Origin of the sequence: Brumimicrobium sp. (assembly GCF_048268645.1) — a bacterium.
GTDB classification, from domain to species: Bacteria; Bacteroidota; Bacteroidia; order Flavobacteriales_D; family Crocinitomicaceae; genus Brumimicrobium; species Brumimicrobium ulvae.
In genome coordinates, this window is the sequence record NZ_JBLWVE010000005.1 from 118,204 (window position 1) to 138,257 (window position 20,054).

Sequence of the window (20,054 nt, forward strand, 5' to 3'; positions counted from 1 at the left end):
AGAAAAAAGAACCAGATGCGTATAAATGCATAAAAACAGCACAAGGCATCCCGAAAATCGAGGATGCCTGTACTGTAAAATAAGTATAGTTATTACTTAACTTCAACTTCAGCTCCTGCTTCTTCTAATGAAGTTTTCAATGCATCAGCTTCGTCTTTAGCGATTCCTTCCTTAACAGGAGATGGAGCGCCATCAACTAATTCTTTAGCTTCTTTAAGACCAAGTCCAGTAAGTTCTTTCACTAATTTAACTACAGCCAATTTACTACCACCGGCAGCTTTAAGGATTACGTCAAATTCTGTTTTTTCGTCTGCAGCTTCACCAGCTCCAGCAGCACCACCAGCAACTGCAACTGCAGCAGCAGCAGGCTCGATACCGTACTCATCTTTTAGAATGTTTGCTAATTCGTTAACGTCTTTTACTGTAAGGTTAACTAATGTTTCAGCGATGTCTTTTAATTCAGCCATTTTATTTTATTTTAAAAAAGGTTCAATAATAATAATTAATTAATTTATGCTCTTTCTGAGAGCGTTTTAAGGATTCCAGCGATTTTACCACCTTGACCTTTAAGACCAGACACAACGTTTTTAGCTGGGCTTTGTAGTAAGGTAATAATATCTCCGATAAGTTCGTCCTTGCTCTTGATTGCTGTCAATGCTTCAAGATTCTCGTCACCTAAGTAAACGGTTTCTTCAACATAAGCTGCTTTAAGAATAGGCTTATCGTTCTTTTTGCGGAAATCTTTAATCACTTTAGCAGGCGCATTACCTACTTCAGCGAACATGATAGAAGTTGGTCCTGAAAGAACACCAACTAATTCACCTAGATTCTTTTCAGAAACATTTTCGATTGCTTTTTCAAGTAAAGTATTCTTTACAACTTTTAAGCTAACGTTGTTTTTGAAACATCTTCCTCTAAGTTCATTAATTTTGTCTACAGTCAACTCTGATGTATCTGCTAGATAGAATACACCAGCTTCTTTTAGTTCTGCTGTTAAATCTTCTATGTACTGCGCTTTTTCTTCTCTTTTCATATTTAAAAATTTTAAGCGACAACAGTTTTCGCATCAATTTGAATACTTGGGCTCATAGTAGAACTCATGTATATACTTTTGATATAAGTTCCTTTAGCTGCAGATGGTTTCATCTTGATTAAAGTGCTTAATAATTCAGCTGCGTTGTCTTTAATTTTGCTTCCTTCAAATGAAACTTTAGCAATATTACTGTGAACAATACCGAATTTATCAACACGGAAATCAATTTTACCAGCTTTAACTTCTTGAACTGCTTTTGCTACGTCCATTGTTACAGTACCAGTTTTTGGGTTCGGCATCAAACCTCTAGGCCCTAAAATACGACCTAAAGCTCCAACTTTCCCCATTACAGAAGGCATAGTGATAATAACGTCAATATCAGTCCAACCACCTTTGATTTTCTCAATGTATTCATCCAGACCAACGTGATCAGCACCTGCGTCTTTTGCCTCTTGTTCTTTATCAGGTGTACAAAGTACAAGTACTTTAATATCCTTTCCAGTTCCATGAGGTAGAGCAACAGTTCCTCTAACCATTTGGTTTGCTTTTCTAGGGTCAACCCCTAGCCTTACACTGATGTCAACAGAAGCATCAAATTTTGCATTGGTGATTTCCTTTACTAAATCACACGCTTCAGTCAACGAATACGTCTTGTCAAAGTCATACTTTGAAAGCGCTTCTTTTCTTTTTTTAGAAATACGTCCCATGATTAATGTTTTTTAGTTTTTAGGAAATTCTCCCTTTACAGTGATTCCCATACTTCTTGCTGTTCCAGCAACCATCTTCATTCCTGATTCAACTGTAAAACAGTTTAAATCAGTCATTTTGTCTTCTGCAATTGCTTTTACTTGATCCCAAGAAACCGACGCCACTTTTACACGGTTTGGTTCAGCGGAACCTTTTTTAAGCTTAGCTGCATCTAACAATTGTACTGCTGCTGGGGGTGTTTTAATGATAAAATCGAACGACTTATCACCATATACGGTAATTACAACAGGTAATACTTTTCCAGCCTTATCTTGTGTTCTTGAGTTAAACTGCTTACAGAACTCCATGATGTTAACCCCTTTTGCACCAAGTGCGGGACCAACGGGCGGAGAAGGATTTGCTGCACCACCTTTGATCTGTAATTTGATCAAACCTGCTACTTCTTTAGCCATTTATATATAATTTGTGTAGTACTCACGTGACCGTATCGATGGGAAGCTTTAATCATCACCGTCACTCCTACTGGTTAAAATACTTATTATTAACTTTCTTTATCCACTTGCATATAGCTCAATTCGACCAAGTTCTTACGACCGAATATTTTCACCATCACCTTAAGTTTCTTTTTCTCTTCGTTAATTTCTTCGATAGTTCCATTAAAATTATTAAATGGTCCATCAACCACCTTAACTGATTCTCCGATAACGAATGGAATTTTCATTTCCGCCTCGTTTTCTGACATCTCATCCACTTTACCAAGAATACGATTCACTTCAGATTTTCTCATTGGTAAGGGGTCTCCATGCTTTTCAGCACCTAGGAAGCCAATTACATTAGGAACTCCTTTAATAACGTGAGGTACTTCACCTACAAGGGCAGCTTCAATCAGAACATATCCAGGTAAAAAAGTCTTTTCTTTCGAAATTTTCTTACCATTTCTAATTTGAAAAACTTTTTCAGTTGGTATCAGAATCTGTCCAAAGAAATCACCCAAATTTTGACGATTGATTTCCATTTCTAGGTATTCCTTTACCATGCTTTCTTTTCCGCTAATAGCGCGAACAACGTACCATCTTTTTTTAACTTCTTCCACAGTTATTCTGTTAACGTATCACTATTAATAATTATGGATAAATTAATCCAAGAATTCCTTTCCAGAAATAAGTTGATGGATTTATACCAAAGATAAAATCCATTACAAATATAAGTAAGGAAAATATAACAGAACCTATCACTACAATAATAGTGTTGTTCTGTAACTCTGTCCATGTAGGCCAGCTCACTTTATGAACTAACTCATGGTATGTATCCTGAAGATATTCTACAATATTTGCCACTTTCTTTCTTATTAGCACGGGCGGTAGGATTCGAACCCACGACCAATGGTTTTGGAGACCAGTACTCTACCAACTGAGCTACACCCGTAGTGGAAAAAGGGGAGTCAAAAGAACTCCCCTTTTTCTAATTTATTAAATGCTTAACTTAAGATCTCAGTTACCTGACCAGCACCTACAGTTCTACCACCCTCACGGATTGCAAAACGAAGTCCTTTGTCCATAGCAATAGGAACGATAAGTTCAACAGTAATTGTTACGTTATCACCAGGCATAACCATGTCGCGATCTTCTCCTAAAAGAATCTCCCCAGTCACATCAGTTGTACGGAAGTAGAACTGTGGACGGTAACGGTTATGGAATGGAGTATGACGTCCACCCTCTTCTTTCTTAAGAACATAAATCTCAGCTTTAAATTTAGCATGAGGAGTTGTAGAACCAGGCTTACAAATAACCATACCACGACGGATATCTGACTTGTCAATACCTCTTAAAAGAAGACCAACGTTATCACCAGCTTCACCTCTATCTAGAATCTTACGGAACATTTCAACTCCCGTAACTACAGATTTAATTTTTTCGTCTCCCATCCCAAGGATGTCAACTTCTTCACCAGAGTTAATAACTCCACTTTCGATACGTCCAGTTGCAACAGTACCACGACCAGTAATCGAGAATACGTCCTCAACAGGCATCAAGAATGGTTTATCTACATCACGTGGAGGCAATTCGATCCAAGTATCAACAGCTTCCATAAGCTCCATTACTTTTGCAGACCATTTTTCATCACCGTTAAGAGCTCCTAAAGCAGAACCTTGAATAACTGGTGAGTTGTCTCCATCGTAATCATAGAATGATAAAAGCTCTCTAATCTCAAGCTCAACCAACTCTAATAATTCTTCGTCATCAACCAAATCCACTTTGTTCATGAAAACAACAATTCTTGGAACACCAACCTGGCGTCCTAAAAGAATGTGCTCACGTGTTTGTGGCATTGGTCCATCTGTTGAAGCAACAACTAAAATCGCACCATCCATTTGAGCAGCACCTGTTACCATGTTCTTAACATAGTCGGCGTGACCTGGACAATCTACGTGTGCGTAGTGACGATTTTCAGTTTCATACTCAATGTGAGATGTATTGATAGTAATACCACGTTCTTTCTCCTCAGGAGCGTTATCGATTGTGTCAAAACTACGAGCTTCGCAAAAACCTTTTGCTGACAAAACCGCAGCGATAGCAGCAGTTAATGTTGTCTTACCGTGATCGACGTGACCGAGTGTTCCAATGTTTAAGTGTGGTTTGGAACGATTAAATGTTTCCTTAGCCATTTTTTATTTGTTACTTGTTAATATACTAATTTATTCACCTACTTGTTACATACAAGAAAATTCACCCATTTCTATGAGTGATTTCCGACATGTACTCTCCTTCTTCGAGCCAATGACGAGAATTGAACTCGTGACCTCTTCCTTACCAAGGAAGCACTCTACCCCTGAGCTACATCGGCAGTGAGCCTTTAAAAAGATTATAAAAGAGCGGGAGACGAGACTCGAACTCGCGACCCTCAGCTTGGAAGGCTGACGCTCTACCAACTGAGCTACTCCCGCTTTTATTTTTTCATTAAGCACTAGAACATATGTGTGGGGGGAGAAGGATTCGAACCTTCGAAGGTAAAAACCAACAGATTTACAGTCTGTCCTCGTTGGCCGCTTGAGTATCCCCCCAATATGTTTTAGAGCCGATGGAGGGACTCGAACCCCCGACCTGCTGATTACAAATCAGCTGCTCTAGCCAGCTGAGCTACATCGGCGCTTAATATTGGTATTAATAATAATCTTTTAAAGAACTCCCTAACTTGTTTTTACTAACCCGTTCGGGGTTGCAAATGTATAAAATAAATGAATTACAACAAGCACTTTTTTAAAAAAAATTCAAACTTTTTTTCTCTACCTCTTGTTTTCGCACCTAAATAACACCTCAACACATTGTATTACAAGACTTTGGTTGATCTTAAATATTTTACTTTTTTTTTAAAAAAAATATCCTTTTCTATGAATTCAAGCCCTAAATTCAGTTCACCTCAAACCGAAGTACTACTGACAACACATAATCGATTAAAAAAAAACAATAAAAAAACATGGATTGAATTAAAATCCTAGTCCTTTTTACCGCCACGGGGATGAGACTGACCATAAATTTTCGCAATTTGATCAAAGGAATTGTGGGTGTACACTTGCGTCGCACTTAGACTGGCATGTCCTAAAACTTCTTTTAATGTTTCCAAACCAGCACCATTATTCAACATGTGGGTAGCAAAAGTATGACGTAACACATGTGGACTCCGCTTATTTAAGTTGGTCAACAAAGACAAATAATACTTTACCTTTCTATAAACAAACTTAGGATACATTTTTTTGCCTTTGTCGGTTATGAAGAGATATTCAATTCGCGCAGCCTGATAACTTGGAGATTCTAAATAGAGGTTTAATTGATCTGACAGTTCTTTTGTAATTGGGATTATCCTTTCCTTATTTCTTTTACCCAGTACTTTTAAGGTGTTATTTTGAAAATCCATTCTTTTTAGATGAATTAACTCGGAAAGTCGCATACCCGTTTGATACAAAACCTCGATAATTAAACGATCGCGTAAACCAGGGAACCCTTCAGGAAATAACTCATTCAATTGCTCCAATTGAATCTCTTCTTCCTTCACAAATTCGGGCAATCTTTTTTCTTGCTTAGGCCCTTTAATTTTTAACATTGGATCAACTTCGATGATGTTGTTTTTTTGGGCCCACTTAAAAAAAGTTCTTAAGGCAGACAGTTTCCGGTTGACTGTACGGTTAGATTGTCCATTATTGATCAATTCGACAATCCACCCACGAACACTTTGATGAGTTAATTCTTTCAATTCCGGCTCACTCTCCACCACCACAAAATCTAAAAAAGTTTGAACATCCTTTTTATAGGCCAATGATGTATGGTCGGAAGCACGTTTTTCAGTGTTTAAATATACAAGGAAGCGTTCAAGCATAGGTATAAAAATAAAAAAAGGAGTCTATAAATAGACTCCTTAACGTATTTTAATAAAATATGTTTATATCTCCTTAGACTGCATACGTTGTTTGTATCCTGCTTTAATACGTTGCTGACGCATTAAAACTGACGGCTTGATAAATTCTTTACGTCTACGGATTTCACGCATTCTACCAGTTTTTTCAAACTTCTTCTTATATTTCTTGAGAGCTCTCTCTATGTTCTCTCCTTCTTTTACAGGTATTACTAACATATTCTATAATTAATTTCAGTTTCTAATTCAGTAAATTGGATGGCAAAGATAATAAGATAAATCTTATGAACAATACTTATTTCAAAATTTCTCTTGAAATAACTACTTTTTGAATTTCTGATGTTCCTTCACCAATGGTCATCAGCTTAGCATCTCTCAAAAACTTCTCAGCAGGATACTCTCTTGTATATCCATACCCACCCATAATTTGGACAGCTTCATTTCCGCAGGTCACTGCAGTTTCGCTGGCAAAATATTTAGCAAAAGCTCCTTCTTTGGTCAGTTTTTGACCCTTATTCTTCAAGGCTGCTGCGTTAAAAGTCAACAACTCTGCTGCATGAACATTTGTGGCCATATCTGCCAATTTAAAACTAATTCCTTGGAATGAAGCAATCGGTTTTCCGAACTGTTCTCTTTCTTTTGCGTATTTCACAGACGCTTCATATGCTCCTCTAGCGATACCACAACTTAATGCAGCAATAGAGATTCTACCACCATCAAGAATTTGCATCGCTTGAACAAATCCCATTCCGACTTCACCAATGACATTTTCTTCGGGTACACGAACATTATCAAAAATAAGTTCAGCAGTTTCACTCGCTCTTACTCCTAATTTATCACCAATTTTAACAGCAGAGAAACCAGGTGTTCCTTTTTCTACGATAAAAGCAGTAATTCCTTTACTGTCTAATAATTCTCCAGTACGAACTAAAACAACAGCTACATCACCAGACAATCCGTGGGTAATCCAGTTTTTTGCACCATTAATAACCCATTCATTCCCTTCTTTAACAGCAGTTGTTTTCATTCTCATGGCGTCAGACCCTGTATTTGGCTCTGTTAATCCCCACGCACCAATAAATTCACCTGAAGCTAATTTTGGAAGGTATTTTCTTTTTTGTTCTTCAGAACCATGGTAGTAAATATGTCCAGTACATAGTGAGTTATGTGCTGCAACAGAGAGTCCAAGTCCACCACAAACTTTTCCTAATTCGATCAAGGCAGTTACATATTCATCATAAGAGAAACCACTTCCTCCATATTCTTCAGGAATGTAAATACCAAGCAATCCTAGATCACCTAGTTTTTTCATCACATCAACAGGAAAGAGTTCTTTTTCATCCCATTCTAACAAATTGGGTTTGATTTCCTTTTCAGCAAAATCGCGTATCATTTGTTGAATCATTAACTGATTCTCGTTCAAATCAAAATTCATTGTGTTTACTATTTATGGTTTTTACAAAAATCACTACAAAAAGTAGATTTCAAAAAGGCGAAGATAATATTTTTTTAAAGCTTGAACCTTTTGTATTCCAAATTATTCTACTTTCAGATAAGGCATAATTGTCTTTAAGACCTGTCCATCAATGTATGGAGACAAAAGCAAATCATTCAATGAGTCATATTCTTTATGGTTCTTTCTAAAATAAACAATTGATTTGGCCATATCTCTACTGATTAGTGGATGTTTCCTAAGCTGCTCTTCACTCGCGGTATTAACATTTAGTTTATTGACTTCATTAGGGTCTATAATAAGGTAAGGCAATATTTCACTCAACTTTTCTTCGTCCATTCGATAGATATCAAGTAACTGATCGGAAGAAATAAATCCTCCATAATTCTCTCTGATTTTCAGGATTTCCTTTGCGAAGAAAGGACCGATTCCAGGAATGGTTTGTAGTTCTCTACTTGAGGCATGGTTGATCGACATAGGTGCTAATTCAACAGTTTCTTCTCCAATTTCATCCCTATCCTCTTCAAGACCCTGAGTTTTATCATAATCAGTATTATACGTTGGTTTGCTTTGACTCTTCTTTCCTTCTATTGAGTCAGGAAGATTCAGTTTTGGTTCAAGTAATGAGTACAATTCATCATCGATAACGTATAGCTTTTTCAAGTCTGACTTGACCCTTAATTGGGCACCACTTCCTAAGTATTTCAATATTGATTGGGCTTGTTTTTCTGAAAGTCCAACTGATTTCCACTCCTCTAATGTATACACATTTGGGTCAAAACTCACATCAGGTTGACGATATCGGGTTTCTTTAACAATGGATGAATCTGAAGGGTTGTCTACGATAGCGCTGTACTTGACATTGTAATTTGGTGGAGTGTAAACATAGTTATGGTATAATCTAGGAGCTACAGCAATGAGGACAAATAAAATAAGCAACACCAAAATTCCTCGACGTGATTTTTTCGAGAAGTGCACCCAATCGCTATCCCAGTTATTTTTCGACAATATTACTATTTAAATTTCTTAATCGCTCCAGACTTTACTCTACTAAAATAATCAATCATATCAGATTTCACTTCACCTGACATAATAAGCAGTCCTAAAATATTCGGGAAAGCCATTCCTAGAATCATTAGATCTGAAAAATCAATTACAGCTCCTAATCCCACAGAAGATCCTATTACCACGAATACCAAAAATATAAATTTATAAACTAATCCTGCTGTTTTGGTTTCTCCAAACACATAGGTCCAAGCTTTAAGTCCATAATACGACCAAGAAATCATTGTTGAAAATGCAAATAAAACCACTGCAAAAGAGAGTACATACAGCGACCAATCTCCTAATGAAGAGGAGAATGCAGCAGATGTTAAGGCTGCACCTTCTAATCCTTCAGGGTCTTGAGCATAGCCGGTAAAAATAATCACTAAAGCTGTCATAGTACAAACGACAACCGTATCGATGAAGGGTTCCAGGACAGCAACCACACCTTCACTCACTGGCTCATCTGTTTTTGCAGCAGCATGGGCAATTGGTGCAGATCCAACCCCTGCTTCATTAGAAAAAGCCGCACGTTGGAATCCTAAAATCAGCACTCCGATAAATCCACCATACATTGCATCAGGGCTAAAAGCACCTGTAATAATTGTATTGAAGCCGTGTCCTAAGTTTTCATAGTTAAAACCGATAATTACTATAGCAGAAACGACATAAATTCCCACCATAGCAGGGACTATTTTGTCGGTTACCTTTGCTATACTTTTTATTCCCCCAACAATTACTACACCTACAAGAATCGCCATTACAATTCCAAAATAGAAGCCATAGGCGGAGAATCCTTCCCAACCTGGAATTTCAGCCAACTGATTGAAAGCTTGATTTGCCTGAAACATATTCCCACCACCTAGAGAACCACCTACACAGAGTACAGCAAACATAATGGCCAACACTTTTCCTAACTGTTTAAATCCTGGACCTCTTTTAGCCAGTCCACGACTCAAGTAATACATAGGCCCTCCGAAAACTTCACCATCTTCTTTTTGATGTCTATACTTTACTCCTAAGGTACATTCCACAAACTTAGAAGCCATTCCAATTAACCCTGCAAGAATCATCCAGAAGGTAGCTCCAGGCCCCCCCATGCTTATAGCGATAGCAACTCCAGCAATATTTCCAAGCCCTACGGTAGCCGACAGTGCGGTCACTAAAGCTTGGAAGTGGGTTACTTCCCCATGGTCTTTAGAAGGATCATCAAACTTTCCTTTAACCAAATCAATAGCGTGCCTTACCCCCCAGAATTGGATAAAACGCATTTTAATAGTAAAGAAAACTGCACCTAAAACAAGCCAAAGTACAATCAATGGAATTCCCTGAGTTTTATTGGTTAAGTTTTTAAAGTAAAATGGTTGTGGCGATGAGTAATCGATTTTCCCCAAAACCTTCTCTGATCTATTCCCTTTTCTATTGGTATAAAAGACTTTATCACCAGGAGCAACTTTCACCCCTTCATGGATTCCATAATTTAAGATTCCATCCCCCATTGCGTATAATGGAAACTCATCATCCTTGTCTTTTAGTATAGCCACAACCTCAAGGTGCTCAACTTCCTCTCCGTCTTTTTTTATCCATTCCTTTAAAGTATACTCGGTTTTTTCAGCATCAATAGCAAAAGGTGCTTTTAAAACAAACTCGTTAACTTTTACGGTATCTGACCAAATTTTTGCAAATAGAATGTCCTGCATATGCTTAACTGCAGGTTTCATTGCGTTGTTAATGTGTTCTGAAAAACTATTAGGCGCTACATAACCGTTCACTGAAACAGAATCAAAATTCGCATCGATAACTGTGACTTTAACCGAATCTCCTTCAGACCAATTTTTATAGCTACTGTTGTAAATTGAAATATTTGAATTATTCCAAACATATTTATAGGGTTTCTTCCCTCCTTTCACAGAGATTTTAACTGTCACATCATCTATTGCAGGTGTTTTATCATTCATTGTAAGCTCGGCAGTCAAAGGGTCGTTCTGAGCAAATGCAAAATTTGAAAACATGAATAGGGCAGCCAAAACCTTAGCTAATCTCATAAATAATTTTTTTAGTGTTCTAAATTAAAATCTTTTAAGACTTCCATAATAAGGAATCAAGATTTGCTAATTTATAAATATTATTTCAATTGTTCGGGTCAATTTCTAATAAGCTTTCTACAAAGCTTGTAGGTTGATAAGCAAATGTATGGATTGCTTTATCAATTATTAAGCCCGAAGATTGTGGTCTTTTTGCATTTTGGTTGAGTTGGTCAGAACTAATCGCTTGCACTAAACTCCTAGGCGCACCAACATAATCGGCCAGCAATAAAATAAATTCATACATAGAATTCAATTCGCCCCCTGCAACATTGAATACCCCTTTTACATTCTGTTCAATTACTTTAAAGCAAGCTTGTACCAAATCAGCAACAAAAGTCGGAGTTCTAAACTGATCGTTTACAATAGTCAATTCTTTATCAGCCCTTAAGGCCTCCATTGCCCAATTAAAAATATTAGATTTATTCAGTGATTCTCCGGTTCCGTATAGAATGGATGTTCGCAGGATGGTAACATTCGGGTATTTACTTTCAGCAATCAACGCTTCTGCTTTCCATTTTGAAGCTCCGTAAACACTCAATGGATTAGCGAGATCACGCTCATGGTAGAGTTTCTTTTTTCCATCGAAAATAAAATCGGTAGAAATCTGAATTAGATGAATATTTAAGGCTTTAGCTTCAGAAAGCAGGTGTTTTACTCCATTCACATTAACGGCATTACAGTTTTCGACCTGCGCTTCACAAGCATCAACGTTTGTCATTGCTGCTGCATTAATGATATGAGTTGGTTGATATCTTGAAACTATCCCCTTTACTTGGTCAGGTTTTGTAATATCCAAAATTGAAAAATGAAGATCAGGGCACAATGAATAGCGGTTGGAGGAATTAGCTGTAGCCAAAAAATCAATATGATTTTCTAAGCAATATTTTACTAATTTCTGACCCAGAAGTCCATTACTCCCGGTAATTAATATTCTTTTAACGGCAGGCTTCATAACTCCCAAATTGATTTTCTCTTTTTTCTCAATTTAAATATATGTTTATACTCTAGCCCAAGTCCCATCAATAAATAGATAATGATAGGTGATCCAAGTCCAATAAAAGAGCTATAGATAAAAAACAATCTTACCTTAGCAGTACGAATACCCAATTTCTGAGCCCACCATTCACTTACACCGAACGATCGCATTTCAAAAAAGAATACAATTTTTTGGATTAACTTCTTCATATTTTCTTCTCAAGAACCTCTACCCCAACTTTACAGGATAAACATTTTTTAAAGTTACAAAATTCATTGTTTAATTCTAATAAACCTTGACTTTCTAACGCATTTTTAGGGGTAAAGCCGATATTTTTCCAGTAATTAGTAATTGAATTCGTTTCAGGCGGTAGTTTTTCCAACATTTCAATCGCTTTGTCTGTGTGTGAGAAATTACCATCGATGTGTTTTAATGCAACAAAGTAAGGCGCAATTCCATTAATCAAAATATTTGTTTTAAAAAGTGTAGAAAACTTTAATTTTCGTTTTGAAGAAAGCTTGCCGAACACAAAATGTGTTTCCCAATACGGGTGAATATAATTACCCTTTAAAGATAATATTCTTTGCACGATTTCATCACTTTTCAGTTTTTCTAGGTTGATAAAATCAAACTCGAGGAGCAATGCTGAAAGTTGAGCAATAAGAAAAGATGGAAAGCTATAAGGTCGTATCCCTCCAAACTTCCAAGAATTTCGTTTCATTTCTGATAGTTGATGTTTCCCTTTCAAAAACCTCCATTGGTCTTTAAGTCTTAAGTAGTAAAAATCTGTACATTCTTCATTAAGCAAACCAGCACAACCAAATAATAAAGCTTCCAAACGAATTGGGTCCCATTTTTCTTTACTAATGATAGTATAAGGCAATAGTTTCACAAGTTCTTGCATGGGCAATCCATTTGTCCTTCCACCAACCGCCTTAAATAACGCAACGAACAACAAAGCTATTTTATCTCTTGTCCCCTTTTCCACCTCATCAAACAAGCCCAATCCTTTTCTTTCTATTCGGTGTAAGAAAGAAACATCTATTTGTTGAAGCAAAGCCAACTTATGTTCCATAACTGTTTTATAACAAGGGACCTTTTGTACATTATTAATAACAGAAGTGTAATTCAAATAATGGTTTTTATCTATTACTTCTTTCAATTCAATTGTAGGTAGCACCGCACCGTTCACATACACTTCTTTATCGTGTTCGTAAACAACATGGAGAACGACATTATTATATGCTTCATCAAGGTGATGTTGATGTGCATACCAATCTGATGATTTGATATGCAGTTCAATATTTCCAGACCAGCGAAGACCATCGACAACCACAGTTCCGTTAAAGAAGTCTGGACCAGCATCTAGATTGTACCATCCAACCTCCTCGACATAAACAGGTTGCTTTGACCCGTTGGCTAAAATTAATTGACTAAAGTCTAAGCGTTTCATACGCCATAAATAGTGCAGGTATTCTTCTTGCATGATTAGGTGGTTTTAAAAATAACACTATTTAAGTTAATAAATAATATGAGTAACCACAAGAAGATTTAAAAATATTATTTCTTTACTCCCCTCACCCCAACAACCGTAATGTCGTCAGTTTGAGGCTGATCAGCAATCCACTCTGACAAATGCTCTTGTAGCATTACGTTTTGATCATGAAGATGTTGCGGAGATATAGCATCCAAAAGAGCGAGGAACCTTTTTATCGTGAGCTTTTTATTTTTATCGCCTCCAAATTGATCTGGGTAACCATCTGTAAAAACATATAAAGTTTGTTGGTTGGTTAAAGTCATTTTAAAGGTTTTATACTCAAACTCTTCTCCATCTAGGTCGTCCCCAATATGTTTAACTTGCCCCTTAACGACCTCTAGTTTATCACCATGAACGTCGGTTACAACAAACCTTCCTCCAGCAAGAGCATATTCTAAATCGTCGGAATTATCATCAAAAACACATACAACTGTTTCCATTCCATCTTGGATTCGATTTCGTCCATCTCGTGGTAATACATCCATTAATCGGGTGTCTAACTCGTTTAATATTTTCCCTGGGTCGGTAACATTTGCTTCGAGGATAATTTGATTTAATATATTGATTCCTAACAAAGTCATAAAACTACCAGGTACTCCATGACCAGTTGAATCGGAAACAATTAAAATCGTTTTATTTTCAATTTTCTTTAGCCAATAAAAGTCTCCCGACACGATTGATTTTGGACGGTAAAGGATAAAGTGTTCATCAAAGGCCTGATCAAAATCAGTAAATCTGGGCAGCAAATTAAATTGAATTCTTCTTGCGTAATTTATAGAAGAAGTGATGTCCTTATTTTGATCTCTAATAATTGCATTGGTTTTAATTGCTTCAGTAATATTTCTGGCCAATCCCAAGAATCCAATTACAACATTTTCTGCAGCAGGTTTATTCATTGTAGTTAAATTAAGCCCTAACCACTTTAACTCACCTCCGTCGTATATTATAGGAAATTCAATATAGTCACCTTTATTTCGTCCTTTCAAGCAATGATCAAAAAAGTCACGCACCTTATTTTGCAATGAAGGCTTCACCAAATTAAAGATTGAAGTATCTAATAATTCACTTTTTGATTTTCCGAAGACAACCTCACACTTATCATTAACAAAGGTGAACTTCCCATCGGTATCTGTTTGGAAAATTAAGTCTTCTGCATTTTGCACAATCAGCTCATAATAATTTTCAAGGTTTATTTTTTCGGTCACATCCTGTCCTAATATCACCCTAACATCATCAGAGAACTCTTTGCACGACCATTGATAATAAACGACGTCGTTGTTAGCAGTAATTAAAGGTGTAACGAAAATGGCTCCTTCTTTGAATTGAGACCTTAAATCTAGATTTGAAAATCTATCAGTAGCATTGTGTTCAGGTAAAAATTGATTCAAGAAAGAAATAGATTTACCTTTTAGATTATCATCAATTCCTAAAAGTAACTCTGTATTTTCGCTGGCATAAGAAATATTCCCTTTCACATCAAAGGCAATAACAAGAGCATTTCCGTTATTGACTATTCCTGATGTAAAAATTAATTGCTCGAGTGAGTTATTTCTTAAATGAGTCATAAACACCATTAGGAATCCAGCTATTGCAATTCCCAACAAGAATAAATATTGATTGTAAACTGCATCTTGAATAAAGAAGATAATCATGAAACTTAAAGCGCCAAGGGTAAGGCTCAAGAAAATTACTGAACGAAGTCTTTTTAGGGTGTAGGGCGCCACAAAGGTAACCAGCAATACAATAATAAAATAAAACGGATGAATATTTGAGAGATAGACAAAAAGCAGATTGTAGGCCAATAAAATCAAGAAGCTAAAAATGAGATACAGCCCTACCCTTTTTGCATTTTTCACGAAAGCCACCAAATAAAACAAGCCTAACATAATCAAACCAACGAACAACGCACTAACGTCATGATATTCGATGGAGGATTCGATTCTTGGCGCAAAAATGTGTGCAGAAGTATTTGCAAATGCTCCAAAAGCAATGATACTACTCGCTATTTTTCGATCTGCCCCTACATCTCTAGATAGAATAATGTTACTACGATTAAAGCTTCTTGTTCGATCAAGAATCAAAATATTAATAACTATAAGCAGTGTAATTACAGAAATGATAAACCATTTATTTCTATAAAACGGTACACTGACCCTGAAAGTCAATTCGGAAGCTTCACTAATGTTTTCTCCATCAACAGAAGCCCTCACCTTAAACACATAATTTCCAGATCTTAAATTGTTATAATATGCTTCTTGACTTCTTCCCCATTCGGACCATTCTTTATCGTAACCTTCTAACATATAGCTATAAGAAACAAAATTAGATTTGGTATTCACACTACTAAACTCAATCAACAAGTTATTGTCTTCTGTATCAAGTATGATGTCACTTTCTGTGTTAAGTAAATTGGTTACATTTTGATTTTTAAATGAGTAGATGATTGGTTTGTTTGGTGCCAAAGTTTTCCTAAGGTATTCAGGCCTAACCATAATCAGTCCTTCTAAGGTCCCTAAGAATATTGAACCGTTAGGGTCTTTAAATGAAGATCTCATGTGTGTTTCATACCCATAAAAACCATTATTTCTATTATAAGTATTACTCGATTCTGGTTTCCCTTGATTATCTACGGCAATAACAGTAACTCCTTTATTACTACCCACCAACAGGTTTCCGTATTCATCGCTATTTAAAGTATAGATCAACAATGAAGGCAAATATATTTCGCTGGTAATGGAAACAAACTCTTCGTCCTTTGTAATCCCCATCAAACCATTGTCGAAACTAAACCACATTGTTCCATGAATGTCGATTGTTGAGTTCCCAACATAAGAACCTAATTCTTGTCCGTCTACTTTATTTGACAATTGTGTAAGCACCTCCCTCTCTCTATCATAGCGATAGACGCCATAATTGGAACCAAAATAAAGGGCTGATGAATCTTTAGGACTAACTACATTATAAAAATAAGCGGGGGCGCTACTGTAATGAACCTCTTCTCCATTTTTTAGATTTCGCCTAAACAAGCCTTTACTTTCGACCGAGTACCATAAATAACCATAAGCATAAGTCACCAAAGTAATCTTTTCTTCACTTAAAGTACTTAAAGGTTCGAAAGGAACAAGCTTTCCTTTTTCAATTATTCGTATTCCTTTATTCGTTGATAAAAGTGCAGTATCACCAATATGGGCTATAGAAGTTACAAAAATTTTATCATTTTTGGTGAAATCTTCTCTTTCTACCTTAGGGGTAATGAAAGTTCCTTCATTCCCAATTGTGATTACAATATCATTACCCTTCGTATGAGCAACAAAACTAATTAAGGAATTTTGATAAATTGGATGATGATTAATTACTGTGAATGGCTCTAAAGATATCCTAAACACACCACTTGTTCGTGTGGTCACCCATATATCCTGATTACTATCAATTAAAATATCTGTTGGGTCAAAAATTCTTTTGGCTGAATTGTGTGTAATTTTTGTATAAGTATGGTTTTCAATATTCCTTTTAAACACCCGTCCTTGATTGGTAATAAAAACCATCTCATTCCCTTTGCGGTCCCAACGCAAAACATATTCGCCTTCAAGCAATAATTTATTTTCAAGGTTTTCTTGAACAAAGAATTTTGGTCGATTATCATCCAGCAAAACGGTGATTTCGTTTTTCAGGTGTTTATCTACTAAGACCAAACTATCACCAGATTGGAAAGCCGCGACTAGGTTCTTGGTCACACTTTCATCGGTAACTAACCAATCATTTAAATTGAAAATCTTGTTTTCCTGAATCAGATAATTCCCTTTAGAACTAAAGACCAAAAGGTTTTCAAGAAACTCTAGCTGACCAAAAAATTGCGTATTGGTATTGTAAGGATAAGTTATTTTCTCATCAACAAGAAGGCTGTCTTTATAAATTTTCAAACCACCATCTTGTAGAACGACCTGTTTATCATCAAAATTAATAATGGCATGATTTCGCCCTACGTACTGAATATGATCAACCTTTCGAATTTTGCCGTCCTCATATTCATAAACTCCTCTATAAAGGGTTGTGAAGAAGAGCTTTTTGTCTTTAAATGAAATATGATTTACGTGCCGGTTATTTCTTCCCTGCTCATGCTCAAGATAATTAAAGGTTTTCCCATCAAAACGCATTAAGCCACCTCCATCTGTTCCAAACCACAAATATCCTTCTTGGGACTCTTCAATCGTAAGTAGGGTAGAAAGATTCAGTCCGTCCTCATGCCCATAATTTTTGAACGTGTAAACTTGAGCCACGAATTGATGTGACAATAAACAAACACACAAAAGGAAAGCGAACTTTCTAAGCTTCATAACCAATAGGAATCAAGCAATAAATCTACAAAAAAAATACTTAGAAACCTTTGTGAAACGAACTAATCTTCTGTTAAGAAATTACTTTTATAGATTCTTGCACTATACGCGCTCCCCTCTTGGCTTCATTTAGATCGTCATTAGTAATGGTAACATGTCCCATTTTACGATTGGGTTTGGTTTCCTCTTTTCCATATAAATGAACATATACCTCACTCATTTCCATAAGCTTTTCTATCCCATCGTAAACTGCAGGTCCTGTATAACCTTCTTCTCCCAAAAGGTTCACCATCACACCAGGTCTTTTAATTCCTGTATCACCTAAAGGCAATCCTAAGATTGATCTTAAATGTTGTTCGAACTGGGAGGTGAAATTACACTCAACAGTATGGTGCCCGCTATTGTGTGTTCTAGGAGCAACTTCATTCACGAGCAGTTCATCTTCTTGGGTCAAGAATAGTTCGACCGCTAAAAGACCAACTAACCCAAGATCTGTGATGACTTTTTCTGCCAATTCAGTTGCAGATTTTTCAATAGCTGCTGAAATATTTGCGGGACTAAACAAAAACTCAACAAGGTTTAAAGTTTTGCTAAATTCACATTCCACAACAGGGAAAGTTTTAATTTCTCCATGTTCGTTTCTAGCCACTAGTACCGACAATTCTTTTTTAAAGTTAATTTTTTTCTCGATTAATGAAGGTCCATTAAACGATTGATCGAAATCTGCTATCGTTTTTATTGTCATCACACCTTTACCATCATACCCTCCTTTTCTCATTTTTTGAACAAATGGCAATTGGTCGGTATATTGGGCAATTTCAGACTGATCATCAATCAAATGAAAAGGAGCAGTAGGAATATTGTTCTCTTTATAAAAGTTTTTTTGCAGTCCTTTATCTTGAATTAATCGTAAAATATGCGGCTGTGGAAACACTTTAACACCTTGTTTTTCGAGTTCCTCAAGCGCATCTACATTAACATGTTCAATCTCTACCGTTACCACATCTTTATCTTTTCCAAACGCCACAACATCATCAAAAGACAGAATATTTCCTTCAACGAATTCATAGGCTAACCTCCCACATGGCGCGGTAATTGAGCTATCCATTACATAAACATGCACATCATAATTCATTGCAGATTGAATGAGCATTCTCCCCAATTGACCCCCTCCGAGAACACCTAATTTAAAACTTTCACCGTACCACTTATTTTTCATCTTTCCTTCTTTTACAAAATCATTGCGAAGATAAAGAAGCCTTTAATAGAACACGACAACTTTCATAAAAAACTTTAGGAATAAAAAAAATGCATTTAAAATATTATCTTTGCACTCAGAACAAACTCAATTAAAGTGCAGATTAAAGACAAAAAATTTGAATTATACATTCCAGAAAAGGAAATTCAAGAATCAATTAAGAAAGTTGCAAATCAACTGAACACAGACTACAAGGGCGAAGAAGTCGTTTTTATTGGTGTACTAAACGGTGCATTTATGTTTGCAGGTGATTTAATGAAAGACATTGATTTAGAATGTGAGATTTCTTTTGTTAAAGTAAAGTCTTATAAAGGCACTTCAAGTACAGGAAAAGTACACGAATTAATTGGGTTAACTACTGATGTTAAAGAAAAGCATGTAATTATCATTGAAGATATTGTTGATTCGGGATTAACCTTGGGCAAACTTTATTCTATGATTGAACACCACGACCCAAAGTCGGTTCAAGTTGCAACCTTACTTTACAAACCTGATGCTTTTCAAGGAAAGCACCCGCCTAAATATGTTGGTCTCGAGATTCCAAACAAATTCATTGTTGGTTTTGGACTAGATTATTTAGAAGCGGGAAGGAATATAAGAGACATTTATCAGATTATAGAATAAAATTAAACTATGTTAAATTTAGTATTGTTTGGCCCTCCAGGGGCTGGGAAAGGCACCCAATCATCAAATATTATTAAGGAATTTGGTCTAATCCACCTCTCTACTGGAGATATTTTTAGAGCGAATATTGGGAACTCAACGGACTTAGGAAAACTAGCAAAGTCATACATAGATAAAGGACAATTGGTTCCTGACGAAGTGACAATAGAAATGCTTAAATCTGAGGTCAACAAATTTGATGATCCAAAAGGATTTATCTTTGATGGTTTCCCTAGAACAAAAGTTCAAGCCGAGGCTTTAGATGAGTTTTTAGCGGAGAAAAACTCCAAAATTGCAGGAATGATTGCACTTGAGGTTCCTGAAGATGAACTAAAGGAAAGACTGCGCAAAAGAGCGATCAATTCAGGGCGTACAGACGACGCTGATCCAAAGATAATTGCCAACCGAATTGACGTTTACAATAAAGAAACGGCACCCGTTAAGGTTTTTTACAAACAACAAGATAAACTTCACCTGATTAATGGTAAAGGTAGCATAGAGGAGATTACGAAAGCAATCGTAAAAACCATCAATGCAATAAAAGATTAAATTCA

At 36.2% G+C, this 20,054-nt stretch carries 18 protein-coding genes and 5 tRNA genes; 2 read left to right on the forward strand and 21 right to left on the reverse strand.

Annotation, left to right across the window (positions count from 1 at the left end; translation table 11 throughout):
- Positions 1-92 precede the first annotated feature (92 nt).
- From rplL to ACN0U3_RS06305, 21 genes are all read right to left on the reverse strand, one after another.
- Positions 93-467: a 50S ribosomal protein L7/L12 gene (gene rplL, locus ACN0U3_RS06205; protein ID WP_299206904.1), complete on the reverse strand. Its 375-nt coding sequence runs from the start codon at positions 465-467 to the stop codon at positions 93-95.
- A 44-nt stretch (positions 468-511) separates the two neighbouring features.
- Positions 512-1,033, reverse strand: a complete 522-nt coding sequence (gene rplJ, locus ACN0U3_RS06210; RefSeq protein ID WP_299206903.1) for a 50S ribosomal protein L10 — start codon at positions 1,031-1,033, stop codon at positions 512-514.
- Between the two features lie 11 nt (positions 1,034-1,044).
- Positions 1,045-1,740: a 50S ribosomal protein L1 gene (gene rplA / locus ACN0U3_RS06215; RefSeq protein WP_299206901.1), complete on the reverse strand. Its 696-nt coding sequence runs from the start codon at positions 1,738-1,740 to the stop codon at positions 1,045-1,047.
- A gap of 12 nt (positions 1,741-1,752) precedes the next feature.
- Positions 1,753-2,193, reverse strand: coding sequence for a 50S ribosomal protein L11 (gene rplK / locus ACN0U3_RS06220; RefSeq protein WP_299206899.1), 441 nt, complete (start codon positions 2,191-2,193; stop codon positions 1,753-1,755).
- An 89-nt stretch (positions 2,194-2,282) separates the two neighbouring features.
- On the reverse strand, positions 2,283-2,834 hold the full coding sequence (gene nusG, locus ACN0U3_RS06225; protein WP_299206897.1) for a transcription termination/antitermination protein NusG: 552 nt from the start codon (positions 2,832-2,834) through the stop codon (positions 2,283-2,285).
- Positions 2,835-2,865: 31 nt separating this feature from the next.
- The gene (gene secE, locus ACN0U3_RS06230) at positions 2,866-3,078 is read right to left on the reverse strand and encodes a preprotein translocase subunit SecE (RefSeq protein WP_109359171.1); all 213 of its coding nucleotides are present in this window, start codon (positions 3,076-3,078) and stop codon (positions 2,866-2,868) included.
- Between the two features lie 15 nt (positions 3,079-3,093).
- A tRNA-Trp gene (locus tag ACN0U3_RS06235) sits at positions 3,094-3,166 on the reverse strand.
- Between the two features lie 52 nt (positions 3,167-3,218).
- Positions 3,219-4,406, reverse strand: coding sequence for an elongation factor Tu (tuf, locus tag ACN0U3_RS06240; protein ID WP_299206895.1), 1,188 nt, complete (start codon positions 4,404-4,406; stop codon positions 3,219-3,221).
- A 107-nt stretch (positions 4,407-4,513) separates the two neighbouring features.
- Positions 4,514-4,585, reverse strand: a tRNA-Thr gene (locus ACN0U3_RS06245).
- Positions 4,586-4,612: 27 nt separating this feature from the next.
- Positions 4,613-4,685, reverse strand: a tRNA-Gly gene (locus ACN0U3_RS06250).
- Between the two features lie 34 nt (positions 4,686-4,719).
- A tRNA-Tyr gene (locus tag ACN0U3_RS06255) sits at positions 4,720-4,802 on the reverse strand.
- 12 nt (positions 4,803-4,814) lie between these two features.
- Positions 4,815-4,888: transfer RNA gene (locus tag ACN0U3_RS06260), tRNA-Thr, on the reverse strand.
- Positions 4,889-5,233: 345 nt separating this feature from the next.
- Positions 5,234-6,112, reverse strand: a complete 879-nt coding sequence (locus ACN0U3_RS06265) for a tyrosine-type recombinase/integrase (RefSeq protein ID WP_299206893.1) — start codon at positions 6,110-6,112, stop codon at positions 5,234-5,236.
- Positions 6,113-6,175: 63 nt separating this feature from the next.
- On the reverse strand, positions 6,176-6,367 hold the full coding sequence (gene rpsU / locus ACN0U3_RS06270; RefSeq protein WP_299206891.1) for a 30S ribosomal protein S21: 192 nt from the start codon (positions 6,365-6,367) through the stop codon (positions 6,176-6,178).
- Positions 6,368-6,443: 76 nt separating this feature from the next.
- Positions 6,444-7,583, reverse strand: a complete 1,140-nt coding sequence (locus ACN0U3_RS06275) for an acyl-CoA dehydrogenase family protein (protein WP_299206889.1) — start codon at positions 7,581-7,583, stop codon at positions 6,444-6,446.
- Between the two features lie 102 nt (positions 7,584-7,685).
- Entirely contained in the window at positions 7,686-8,609 is a 924-nt protein-coding gene (locus tag ACN0U3_RS06280) for a ComEA family DNA-binding protein (RefSeq protein WP_299206888.1), read from the reverse strand.
- Between the two features lie 5 nt (positions 8,610-8,614).
- On the reverse strand, positions 8,615-10,690 hold the full coding sequence (locus tag ACN0U3_RS06285) for an alanine/glycine:cation symporter family protein (protein ID WP_299206886.1): 2,076 nt from the start codon (positions 10,688-10,690) through the stop codon (positions 8,615-8,617).
- Between the two features lie 85 nt (positions 10,691-10,775).
- Positions 10,776-11,684 (reverse strand): SDR family oxidoreductase, encoded by a 909-nt coding sequence (locus tag ACN0U3_RS06290; RefSeq protein ID WP_417265556.1) that lies wholly within the window; start codon positions 11,682-11,684, stop codon positions 10,776-10,778.
- Positions 11,685-11,913: 229 nt separating this feature from the next.
- Positions 11,914-13,194: a DUF2851 family protein gene (locus ACN0U3_RS06295; protein ID WP_417265557.1), complete on the reverse strand. Its 1,281-nt coding sequence runs from the start codon at positions 13,192-13,194 to the stop codon at positions 11,914-11,916.
- A gap of 74 nt (positions 13,195-13,268) precedes the next feature.
- The gene (locus ACN0U3_RS06300; protein ID WP_417265558.1) at positions 13,269-17,522 is read right to left on the reverse strand and encodes a SpoIIE family protein phosphatase; all 4,254 of its coding nucleotides are present in this window, start codon (positions 17,520-17,522) and stop codon (positions 13,269-13,271) included.
- 130 nt (positions 17,523-17,652) lie between these two features.
- Positions 17,653-18,798 (reverse strand): 5-(carboxyamino)imidazole ribonucleotide synthase, encoded by a 1,146-nt coding sequence (locus tag ACN0U3_RS06305; protein ID WP_417265559.1) that lies wholly within the window; start codon positions 18,796-18,798, stop codon positions 17,653-17,655.
- A gap of 135 nt (positions 18,799-18,933) precedes the next feature.
- Here ACN0U3_RS06305 and hpt point away from each other — a divergent pair, with 135 nt between their 5' ends.
- Together hpt and ACN0U3_RS06315 are read left to right on the forward strand one after the other, a co-directional pair.
- Positions 18,934-19,461 (forward strand): hypoxanthine phosphoribosyltransferase, encoded by a 528-nt coding sequence (gene hpt, locus ACN0U3_RS06310; RefSeq protein WP_367182449.1) that lies wholly within the window; start codon positions 18,934-18,936, stop codon positions 19,459-19,461.
- Positions 19,462-19,470: 9 nt separating this feature from the next.
- Positions 19,471-20,049, forward strand: a complete 579-nt coding sequence (locus ACN0U3_RS06315; RefSeq protein ID WP_367182447.1) for an adenylate kinase — start codon at positions 19,471-19,473, stop codon at positions 20,047-20,049.
- Positions 20,050-20,054: the final 5 nt, after the last annotated feature.

Excerpts from the sequence above, each read along its gene's own strand:
- rplL (WP_299206904.1), bottom strand. The coding sequence starts at position 467 with ATGGCTGAATTAAAAGACATCGCTGAAACATTAGTTAACCTTACAGTA.
- rplJ (WP_299206903.1), bottom strand. The coding sequence starts at position 1,033 with ATGAAAAGAGAAGAAAAAGCGCAGTACATAGAAGATTTAACAGCAGAA.
- rplA (WP_299206901.1), bottom strand. The coding sequence starts at position 1,740 with ATGGGACGTATTTCTAAAAAAAGAAAAGAAGCGCTTTCAAAGTATGAC.
- rplK (WP_299206899.1), bottom strand. The coding sequence starts at position 2,193 with ATGGCTAAAGAAGTAGCAGGTTTGATCAAATTACAGATCAAAGGTGGT.
- tuf (WP_299206895.1), bottom strand. The coding sequence starts at position 4,406 with ATGGCTAAGGAAACATTTAATCGTTCCAAACCACACTTAAACATTGGA.
- ACN0U3_RS06265 (WP_299206893.1), bottom strand. The coding sequence starts at position 6,112 with ATGCTTGAACGCTTCCTTGTATATTTAAACACTGAAAAACGTGCTTCC.
- rpsU (WP_299206891.1), bottom strand. The coding sequence starts at position 6,367 with ATGTTAGTAATACCTGTAAAAGAAGGAGAGAACATAGAGAGAGCTCTC.
- ACN0U3_RS06275 (WP_299206889.1), bottom strand. The coding sequence starts at position 7,583 with ATGAATTTTGATTTGAACGAGAATCAGTTAATGATTCAACAAATGATA.
- ACN0U3_RS06285 (WP_299206886.1), bottom strand. The coding sequence starts at position 10,690 with ATGAGATTAGCTAAGGTTTTGGCTGCCCTATTCATGTTTTCAAATTTT.
- ACN0U3_RS06290 (WP_417265556.1), bottom strand. The coding sequence starts at position 11,684 with ATGAAGCCTGCCGTTAAAAGAATATTAATTACCGGGAGTAATGGACTT.
- ACN0U3_RS06295 (WP_417265557.1), bottom strand. The coding sequence starts at position 13,194 with ATGCAAGAAGAATACCTGCACTATTTATGGCGTATGAAACGCTTAGAC.
- ACN0U3_RS06305 (WP_417265559.1), bottom strand. The coding sequence starts at position 18,798 with ATGAAAAATAAGTGGTACGGTGAAAGTTTTAAATTAGGTGTTCTCGGA.
- ACN0U3_RS06315 (WP_367182447.1), top strand. The coding sequence starts at position 19,471 with ATGTTAAATTTAGTATTGTTTGGCCCTCCAGGGGCTGGGAAAGGCACC.